The sequence below is a fragment of the Streptomyces sporangiiformans genome (genome assembly GCF_005768555.2).
Lineage (GTDB): Bacteria > Actinomycetota > Actinomycetes > Streptomycetales > Streptomycetaceae > Streptomyces > Streptomyces sporangiiformans.
In genome coordinates, this window is record NZ_VCHX02000270.1 from 1 (window position 1) to 8,962 (window position 8,962).

Genomic DNA, 8,962 nt, shown 5'->3' on the forward strand with positions numbered 1-8,962 from the left:
CACCCCGTCGGCACCGACCACTCCAGAGACCGACTCAAACTGAAATCAGACGAAGGCCCGCAGAGCACCCACTCAGGCGTCCACCCCAGGCGCTCAATATCGTCTCGCCCGTGCCCGACACCCCCTGGCTGGGCCGCGTTCACCGGGAGCCCTGGGTGTGTCAACTTAACGGCTGATCTTGGTTGTTGTGGTGTTCAGTTGGTGGTCGGGGTGAGTCGGCCTTCGAACTCGATCTGGAAGGCGTTCAGCGGCGCCTTCCACCGCTGGGTCCACCGCTTGCGGCCCTTGCCCGTCGGGTCGAGGGACATCAGCGCCATGTAGACGCACTTCATGGCAGCGGCCTCGTTGGGGAAGTGCCCCCGGGCCCGCACGGCCTTGCGTATCCGGGCGTTCACGCTCTCGATCGCGTTCGTGCTGCAGACGACCTTGCGGATCTCGACGTCGAAGCGGAGGAAGGGTACGAACTCGGCCCAGGCTTCCTGGAACTCCAGGAACCGCTCCTCGGCCGCCTCCTGGCTCGGGGCGGTGTAGACGGGCCGAAGCGCCTTGGCGATCTTGTCCCAGTCCTGGCGGGCCGCGTAACGGAAGCTGTTCCGCAGTAGGTGAACGACGCACGTCTGTACGATCGTTCGGGGCCAGACGGTCTCCACCGCCTCCGGCAGGCCCTTCAGCCCGTCGCAGACCAGCATCAGCACGTCGTCCAGGCCACGGTTCTTCAGCTCGGTGAACACGTGGAGCCAGTACTTCGCGCCCTCGCCGCCGTCGCCGGCCCAGATCCCGAGGATGTCGCGGTGGCCCTCGGCGGTCACGGCCATCACGACGTAGATCGGACGGTTCGCGACCTGGTCGTCACGGATCTTGACGTTGATGGCGTCCACGAACAGCACTGGGTAGAAGCGGTCGAGCGGCCGGTTCTGCCACTCGGCCATGCCGTCCATGACCTTGTCCGTGATCGTGGAGATCGTCTGCTTGGACACCTCGGCGCCGTAGACCTCGGCCAGGTGCGCGGAGATCTCGCCGTGCGTCAGCCCCTTCGCGGACAGCGACAGCACCATCTCGTCCACGCCCGTCAGCCGCCGCTGACGCTTCTTGACGATCTGCGGCTCGAACGTGCCGGCCACGTCGCGCGGCACCTTCACCTCGACCGGCCCCACGTCCGTGAGCACGGTCTTCGCCCGCGTGCCGTTGCGGCTGTTGCCGCTGTTACGGCCCTCGGAGTCGTGCTTGTCATAGCCGAGGTGATCGGTGATCTCGCCCTCCAGGGCGCCTTCCAGGACCCGCTTGGTCAGCTGCTGCAACAGCCCGCCCTCACCGGACAGTTGCAGGCCCTCGGACCGGGCCCGCTCGATCAGCATCCCGATCAACTGGTCGTCCGACACCGGCTCCGCGGCCGACTCGACGACCGGCTCCTGGCCGGACTCGTTCTCGACGATGGTCTCGCTCATCAGGCGTCTCCTTGATCATCGGATCCGCCGTTAGATTTACACTCCCGGAGCCCTGGGGCGGACTGGAACTGTTCGGCCTTGCGCGTGATGGGCGAATCGAGGCGTCCAGGGCCGAGGAGCAGCTCAGACCGTCCCACTCGCGAAGGAGGGTGACCGCGTTGAAGGTGCCCCGCGGACTTCCTCTGAGCCGGGCTCCTACTAACGGCCGGCGGAAGAGTTCCTGGCCGAAACGGTTGTCCAGGCAGAAGTGATGAGAATCGGTCGGTGGGGGCGCTGCCTCTGAGAGGCGCCCCCACGGCCGTGTCACTTCTCGGAAGGGGCCAGGCTGGTGTTCTCGACCTGCTTCGCGAGCTTGGGTCGTTCCTTGATCAGGTCGGCGCTGACCGGGTCCTGGAAGTACTTCTTGTAGAGCTTGATGTAGGTTCCGTCGTCGATCATCGCGTTGATCTGGGTGTCGATGTCCTTGAGCAGCTTCGGGTCACCGTCCTTGCGCATGGGGAAGGCGGTGCCCTGGGGGGCTTCCCGTGTGACGGCGATGCGTACCGGCGACTTCGCGGCGTATGTGTCCGCGACGCCACCACCGAGAATGGCAGCGTCGATGCTTTTGGAGAGCAGCTGGGTGACGAGCGCTGTGTGGTCCTTGAACTTCACCTTACGCACGTCCGGCATGCGCTTGTCCATATAGTCCTCCTGCACTGAGCCGCTGACGACCCCGACCCGCTTGCCGTCGAAGTCCGACAGCTTGGTCTGCTTGTCGCCCTTCCGGGTCAGGATTTTGGTGAAGCCCCAGTAGTACGGGGTGGTGAAGTCGACCTGCTTCCTGCGCTCGGGGGCGGCGATGAACCCGCCGACCCCGATGTCGTACTGGTTGGCGGTCAGGCCGGTGAGCGCGCCCTGCAGGCTCGTGGCCTTGTACTGGACCTTCACGCCGAGGCGCTTGGCTGCCTCGTTCATCAGATCGATAGCGAATCCGCTGGGCTTGCCCGACTCGTCGGTGACCGCGAAGGGCGGCTGCTCGGACACAGTGCTCGCGGTGATCACACCGGGGTTGACCAGGTCCTTGTACTTGGCTGTTCCGGAGTCCGCTGCATTGCTGTTGCCGCCGCAGGCGGTGAGGGGGAGCAGCAGCGCGGTGGTGACGGCGCCGACGAGCAGTGTTCTACGGGAAATGTGCATGGCTGGGACTTTCTGTGCTGGGAGGGCGGTTCAGAGGATTTGGGAGAGGAACTGGCGCAGCCGGGGGTGTTCGGCGCTTTCGAAGATCCGGTCGGGGGTGCCGATCTCGGCGAGGCGGCCGTCGCACATGAAGGCGACGCGGTCGGCGGCCTCCCGGGCGAAGCCCATTTCGTGGGTGACGACGGCCATGGTCATGCCGCCCGATGCGAGATCCCGCATCACGGCGAGTACGTCCTTGACCAGTTCGGGGTCGAGCGCGGAGGTGGCCTCGTCGAAGAGCATCACCTCCGGCTCCATGGCCAGAGCGCGGGCGATGGCCACGCGCTGCTGCTGCCCGCCGGACAGCCGGCTGGGCCGCTGCTCGGCAAAGGCGGCGAGGCCGACCTCCTCGAGGCGGCGTCGTGCGGTGGCGCGTGCCTGTTCGCGGCCCATGCCCTTGACCGAGGTCAGGGCGAGGCTGACGTTGCGCTCGACGCTCATGTGCGGGAAGAGGTTGAAGTGCTGGAAGACCATGCCGACGCGGGAGCGGGCGGCGTCGACGTCGGCGTCCGGCGCGGTCAGACAGGTCTCGCCGAGCCAGATCTCACCACAGTCGGGGATCTCCAGCAGGTTCAGGCACTTCAGCAGGGTGGACTTGCCCGAGCCGGACGGGCCGATCACACAGAGGGTCTCTCCGCGCTGCACATCGAGGGTGACCTCGCGTACCACGGTGTTGGAGCCGTAGCTCTTGCTGAGCCCTTTGACCTGCAGGGCGGCGAGGTCGTCCGGTGTCCGGGGCGCGGCTTCGGTCTTGGCTTCGGGCAGGGGGGCGACTGGGTTCGGACCGGCGGTGGCGGGGGTCATCGGGCTTCTCCTCCGGCAGGCTGGAGCGGGGTGGTGGGCAGGTCCGGATCGGCCGAGGCCGGTGTCTTGTCGGGGCGGGGGCCTTCGCGCAGCCGTCTGTCCAGGTAGTTCACGAAGTAGGTCATGGGGATGGTCAGCGCGAGGTAGCAGATGCCCGCGGCGATCAGGGGTGAGGAGTTGTAGGTACGGGCGACCTCCTCCTGGGCGATGAAGTAGAGCTCGCGCTGTCCGACGGCTAGGCCGAGGAGGTAGACGAGCGAGCTTTCCTTGATGTCCTTGACGAACTGGCCGGTCATGGCGGGCAGCACGCGGCGGATGCCCTGCGGCACCACGACCAGGCGCATCGCCTTGAGATAGCTCAGACCCAGGCTGCGGGCGGCCTGCAACTGGCCGGGATCGACGCTCTGGATGCCGGAGCGGAAGATCTCCGCGGTGTACGCGCCGGAGATGATGCCGATCGCCAGGACCGCGTAGCCGAGGGGGTCGGTGCCGAAGGGGCGGATCCCGGCGGCGGGCAGGCCCACACCGACCAGCATCACCGTGATGATCACCGGAAGGCCGCGGAAGACGTCGACGTAGAGCCGGGCGGGCAGCCTCACCCACCATCGGTTCGACAGCAGCAGCATCGCGGCCGCCAGAGCGATGACCACACCGAGCACGATGGCCCCTGCGGCGATCGTCAACGTGTTCAGCAGGCCCTCGGAGATCAACCGCGGAAACGTCTCGGCGATCACGCCCCAGTCGAAGAACGTGTCGGCCAGAGCATTCGAAGCCAAAGAGACAGGGGACGAGAGGGTCATCACGACTCCTGACCAGGCGCGAAGGAAGAATCGGAGGCGTGGAACTCCGAGCGGACCGTCCCATCACCGTCATCGACAGCGCGAAGGTCGGGTATGTGCGGCACAGCGGCGCGGGGAACAGCCGGCTCGCCTCGCTGACGGCGATACCGAAGCCGACGATGAGGATGGTGGCCGGCGGCGGAAAGGTCACGAAGTTCCCGGAACGCGGTGTGCAAGGCTCTCGACTGGGGCTCAGTCGGCTGTGACTGGACGAGGGTGGAACTCACGGGGACCTCCTTGTGTGGTGGGAGAGGGAGCGCACGGCCGTCTTGCGGAGCACCGTGCCAGGGCGGTGTGTCGTGAAGTCGCCATCACGCAGTACGGGGCGGCCGTTGACGAGGACGTGACGAGTGCCCACGGCATAAGACAGCGGTGCGTCAAAGGTGGCGGTGTCGCTGACCGTCTCGGGATCGAAAACGGCGATGTCGGCGACCATTCCTTCGCTCAGGATGCCTCGGTCGGTGAGGCCGAGGCGAGCGGCGGGCAGCGCGCTCATCTTGCGGACGGACTCCTGGAGCGTGAGGACCTGGCCGTCGCGGGTGTACCGGGACAGGACCCGGGCGAACGCACCGAAGTGACGGGGGTGGGGGTTGCCGTCCGCGGCGGTGTCCAGTATCCAGCCGTCACTGACGACTGCGCTGCCGTGGTGGCGCAGCACGGTTTCCACATCCGCCTCGGACATTGCATGGTTGACGATCCAGACCTGGGCCTCGTGCGCGCGCAGTACGTCGAGGGATGCCTCGGCTGGATCGCGGCCAGTGGCAGCGGCGATGTCCTGGACCGTGCTTCCCACCCACGAGGAGTAGCGGCCCGGCGGCATCGCAGCGATGACGGTGCATTCGGGCAGGAAGGTGCGTCCGGTCTTCGCCCGGAGTTCCGAAGTGATCGCCTCGCGGGTCTTCGGATTCTCCAGTCGGGCGAGGAGCGCGTCGAGACCGCCGTCCAGCGCCCAGTCGGGAAGGCGCGAGGTGAGCCGGGTGGAGGAGGCGGCGTAGGGGTAGACATCGCACGCCACGTCCACTCCTTCCGCGACGGCGGAGTCGATGAGGGTCAGCGCCTCGTGCACCTTGCCGTGGTTGGCGGGACCCATGGCCTTGAGGTGCGAGATCTGAAGGCGCACGCCGCTGCGTCGGGCGGTTTCCAGAGCTTCGGTCACGGCCTCGACGAGATGGTCGCCCTCGTCGCGCACATGGGTGCTGTAGAGCAGTCCGGCCTGCCGGGCCTCGGTGGCCAGCGCCACGACCTCGTCGGTGTCGGCGAACGACCCCGGGGCATAGATGAGTCCGGTGGAGAGACCGAACACCCCCTGTTCGGCAGCCCTGGCGAGGAGCTTGCGCATGAGGGCGGTCTCGTCGGCTGTTGCGGGGCGCCGTTCGGTGCCGACAGCGGCCACGCGGAGGGCCGCGTGGCCGACGAGGGCGGCGAGATTGACGCACGGTTCGGCCTCCTCCACCGCGCGTGCGAATCCGTCGAAGTCCTCCCAGGGCATGTCGGCGGTGCTGAGGTCTACGCGTGCGAGCGTGGTCTCCCACGCACGTCGCCGCTCGGGGGTTATGGGGAAGGGGGAAGCGCCGCAGTTGCCCGTGACGATGGTGGTGACGCCCTGCCTGATGCACGCTTCGGCGCCGGGCGCGTCGCACACGGTGTAGTCGGCGTGCGAGTGCAGGTCGACAAGGCCGGGCGCGACGACGTGGCCGGTGCAGTCGAGTACCTCCCGTGCGGTGGCGTGAGGCGTGGCCCGTCCGAGGAAGACGATGCGGTCGCCTCGGATGCCGACATCTGCCCGTCGGACCGGGCCGCCGGTGCCGTCGATGACGGTACCGCCGACGGCGAGTACATCGAATTCGTTCAACTTTCTTCCTTCGCAGTGGAGTTGGGTTCGGGTACCGACAACAAAGCCGAGTGTCGGTGTGGCGATCAGTCCCGCTACGGCAACGGCGTAGGGTGCCGCCTGCCCGGCCGCGGGCAAACGGCGAGCGGGTGTCGTCGCAACCTCGGTCAGTGCCACGATCGGGCTTCTGTCTGTACACATCGCGCGGGGGCCGGGGTGCCCGCGTGGGCCGGGGTGCTGTCCACGTCACTGAAGAGGAGTGCGTCTGCCTGGTCGACGCCGCTTTCCGCCAGGATCTCGACGAGGGTCTGTTCCGGGCGGACCGCGGCGAACCGTATGTCCGATTCGCGTGTGGTGAAGCCGTGTACGGCGGGCCGGGCGAGACTGTTGTACGACCAGGGGGAGGAGAAGTAGTAACCGCCGGTGTCCAGCAGCACCACGACGTCCCCAGGTGCCAGTTCGGGCAGCTTGCGTCCGCGGGCTACGAGATCCCCGGCGAAACAGCACGGGCCCGCGACATCCTGGACCCGCTCCGGAGCAAGCTTGGGCTTGCCGTCGGAGTCGTACACCGCGATCCGCAGCGGCCACGCCTCCGGCATGAAGACGGTGCGGGTGGCGATGTGCGCGCCCGCGTGTGTCAACGCGATGCGGCGGCCGCCGGCGTCTTTGGTGTACTCCACGACCGCGGCCGTGAAGCCGTTCTTGGCGACCAGTGAACGACCGAACTCGGTTACCAGGTCGTAGCGCCCGCCCAGGAGTTCGGGAACGGAGGCGCGCAGCTGCCGAACGTAGTCCGCGTAGGTCGGGCGGATCTCGTCGTCGTCAAAGTTGACCGGCAGGCCGCCGCCGATATCCAGACTGGTCACCTGCTGCCGGCCCGCCATCGCGTTGATCTCCTCGGCGAGTTCGTACGCGGCGCGCACTCCCCGGCCGATGAGCTCCAGGGAGCAGCCTTGCGAACCGACGTGCACGTGCAGCCGAGTGAGCCAGGGACGCTCGGCGAAAGCCTTGAGGATGCGCTTCCGTGCTCCGGCATCTCGCAGTGGCACGCCGAACTTCGAGCTGAGCGAGGCGGTGCTCATCGCGTCGATGGCTCCGGCGCCGACCTGTGGGTTGATCCGCAGCCCGAGCACCGAGGTGCTCTCGCTCACAGCGAGTAGTTCGCCGATGCGGTCCAACTCGGGAAAGTTGTCGGCGTTCACCGCCACTCCCAAGGCGAGCGCGTCGGCCAGCTCGGCACGGGTCTTCGCGGGTGAGTCCAGCACGATGCGTTCCGGTGGGAAGTCGGCAGCGACGGCCTGGGCGAGTTCGCCCGGGCTGGCGACCTCGCACCCCATGCCGGACCGGGCGAGCAGGCGCAGCACGGGGACCAAAGGCGCTGCCTTGGCGGCGAACGTGTGCAGCACTGGCGCGTCGCCAAAGGCTCGTTGGAGGTCGCGCACGGACTCCTGGATCCCGTCGGCGTCCAAGAATCCCGCCGCCACATGGGCGGGGCCGATCAGACCGGACCGCACCGCCTCGCGGACAGCTCGGTCACGCTGCTGCCGACGGCCGTCAGTGTCTTGATCGACTTGTGCGATCCTCACGATCTCGGACCTCCTCGGTGCCCCCAGAGTGTTTGGGCTACCAGAATCGGCAGGCTTCGTGGAACGACTCCCGATACGCAGCATTCCGTCACGACAGGCGAATGGGCGCCTATACGCAGCTCGTACACGGTGATAGGAAGAGGCATGCCGCACGATTCCGTCGATGAGAAAGACCTGGAGCTGATCCATGCGCTCCAGCTCTCGCCGCGCGCCTCCTGGGCTCAGATGGCCGGGGCGCTCGCGCTCGATCCGGTGACTGTGGCACGCCGCTGGGAGCGGCTGGCCGAGGCGGGACTGGCGTGGGTCACCTGTGTGGCCGGCACTGCCCTGCACAGCGAGTTCTGCATGGTGTACATCGAGATCGATTGCGTTCCCGGCCGGCTGGACGACATTGCCACCGCGTTGAGTGCCGAGCCCCACGTGCGCTACGTCCACCACCTCACAGGCATGTACGGGCTGCTGGTCGTGGCGACGTTGCGCACATCCGCGGAGGTGTCGGCGTACCTGCGCGGCACGCTAGGGCAGCTGTCCGGTGTCCGGGCGTACCGGGCGGAGGTACGGACCATGGGCTACGGCGAGCCGAGCCGATGGCGTCTGCGCAGCCTCGAACTGTCACAGCGACGCGCATTGGGACTGGCCAGTACACCGTCCACCACGGTGGGAGGTGCCCGGATGGACGCTGTGGACCGCAAGCTGTTCCGGCTGCTGCACGAGGACGGCCGCATGTCCTACACCGCGATCGCCGACCGCGCCGGGATCAGCGAGCCCACCGCGCGCCGCCGCGTCAAGCGCCTGCTGACCGGCCGGTTGCTCCGGCTGCGCTGCGAGATGGCGCAGTCCCTGTCGGGCTGGCCGCACTCGGCCGTACTGTGGGCGAGCGTGGCACCGCAGCACATGGAGTCCACGGCACGCTCGCTTACGGCGCTCCCTGACGTACGCCTGTGCTGCGCCCTTACGGGAGAGCGGAACCTCCTGCTGATGGTCTGGCTACGATCGCTCGGGAATCTGCCGCAACTGGAGGCGACGATCACAGAGCGCTGTCGAAATCTCTCCATCGTGGACCGGGCCGCCTGCCTGCACACCGTGAATCAGATGGGCCGACTGCTCGACAGCGAGGGGCGCAGCGTCGGGTATGTGGCGCCCAATGTGGGGGATTTCCTGGACGCCTGAGTGGGTGCTCTGCGGGCCTTCGTCTGATTTCAGTTTGAGTCGGTCTCTGGAGTGGTCGGTGCCGACGGGGTG

8 protein-coding genes are annotated in these 8,962 nt (G+C 67.5%); 2 read left to right on the forward strand and 6 right to left on the reverse strand.

Annotation, left to right across the window (positions count from 1 at the left end; all coding sequences use genetic code 11):
* Nucleotides 1–194: 194 nt before the first annotated feature.
* The 4 genes from FGD71_RS35770 to FGD71_RS35785 form a co-directional block, all read right to left on the reverse strand.
* Nucleotides 195–1,355, reverse strand: a complete 1,161-nt coding sequence (locus FGD71_RS35770) for an IS256 family transposase (RefSeq protein WP_240436934.1) — start codon at nucleotides 1,353–1,355, stop codon at nucleotides 195–197.
* A gap of 393 nt (nucleotides 1,356–1,748) precedes the next feature.
* Nucleotides 1,749–2,621 carry a substrate-binding periplasmic protein gene (locus tag FGD71_RS35775; RefSeq protein WP_119104713.1) on the reverse strand — a complete coding sequence of 291 codons (873 nt, stop codon included), beginning with the start codon at nucleotides 2,619–2,621 and terminating at the stop codon, nucleotides 1,749–1,751.
* 30 nt (nucleotides 2,622–2,651) lie between these two features.
* Nucleotides 2,652–3,464: an amino acid ABC transporter ATP-binding protein gene (locus FGD71_RS35780; protein ID WP_119104714.1), complete on the reverse strand. Its 813-nt coding sequence runs from the start codon at nucleotides 3,462–3,464 to the stop codon at nucleotides 2,652–2,654.
* Nucleotides 3,461–4,240: an amino acid ABC transporter permease gene (locus FGD71_RS35785; protein WP_240436932.1), complete on the reverse strand. Its 780-nt coding sequence runs from the start codon at nucleotides 4,238–4,240 to the stop codon at nucleotides 3,461–3,463. The genes FGD71_RS35780 and FGD71_RS35785 overlap by 4 nt, the downstream gene beginning before the upstream one ends.
* A gap of 62 nt (nucleotides 4,241–4,302) precedes the next feature.
* Between FGD71_RS35785 and FGD71_RS35790 the strand changes: the two genes are divergently transcribed.
* Entirely contained in the window at nucleotides 4,303–4,509 is a 207-nt protein-coding gene (locus tag FGD71_RS35790; RefSeq protein WP_119104716.1) for a hypothetical protein, read from the forward strand.
* Nucleotides 4,510–4,526: 17 nt separating this feature from the next.
* On the opposite strand, the gene FGD71_RS35795 is transcribed toward FGD71_RS35790, so the two are convergent.
* Nucleotides 4,527–6,155, reverse strand: a complete 1,629-nt coding sequence (locus tag FGD71_RS35795; RefSeq protein ID WP_119104717.1) for an N-acyl-D-amino-acid deacylase family protein — start codon at nucleotides 6,153–6,155, stop codon at nucleotides 4,527–4,529.
* A gap of 146 nt (nucleotides 6,156–6,301) precedes the next feature.
* A complete protein-coding gene (locus tag FGD71_RS35800) occupies nucleotides 6,302–7,720 on the reverse strand; it encodes a type III PLP-dependent enzyme domain-containing protein (protein ID WP_240436933.1) in 1,419 nt (472 codons plus the stop codon).
* Between the two features lie 144 nt (nucleotides 7,721–7,864).
* On the opposite strand from FGD71_RS35800, the gene FGD71_RS35805 reads away from it, so the two are divergent.
* On the forward strand, nucleotides 7,865–8,890 hold the full coding sequence (locus FGD71_RS35805; RefSeq protein ID WP_119104719.1) for an Lrp/AsnC family transcriptional regulator: 1,026 nt from the start codon (nucleotides 7,865–7,867) through the stop codon (nucleotides 8,888–8,890).
* Nucleotides 8,891–8,962 lie beyond the last annotated feature (72 nt).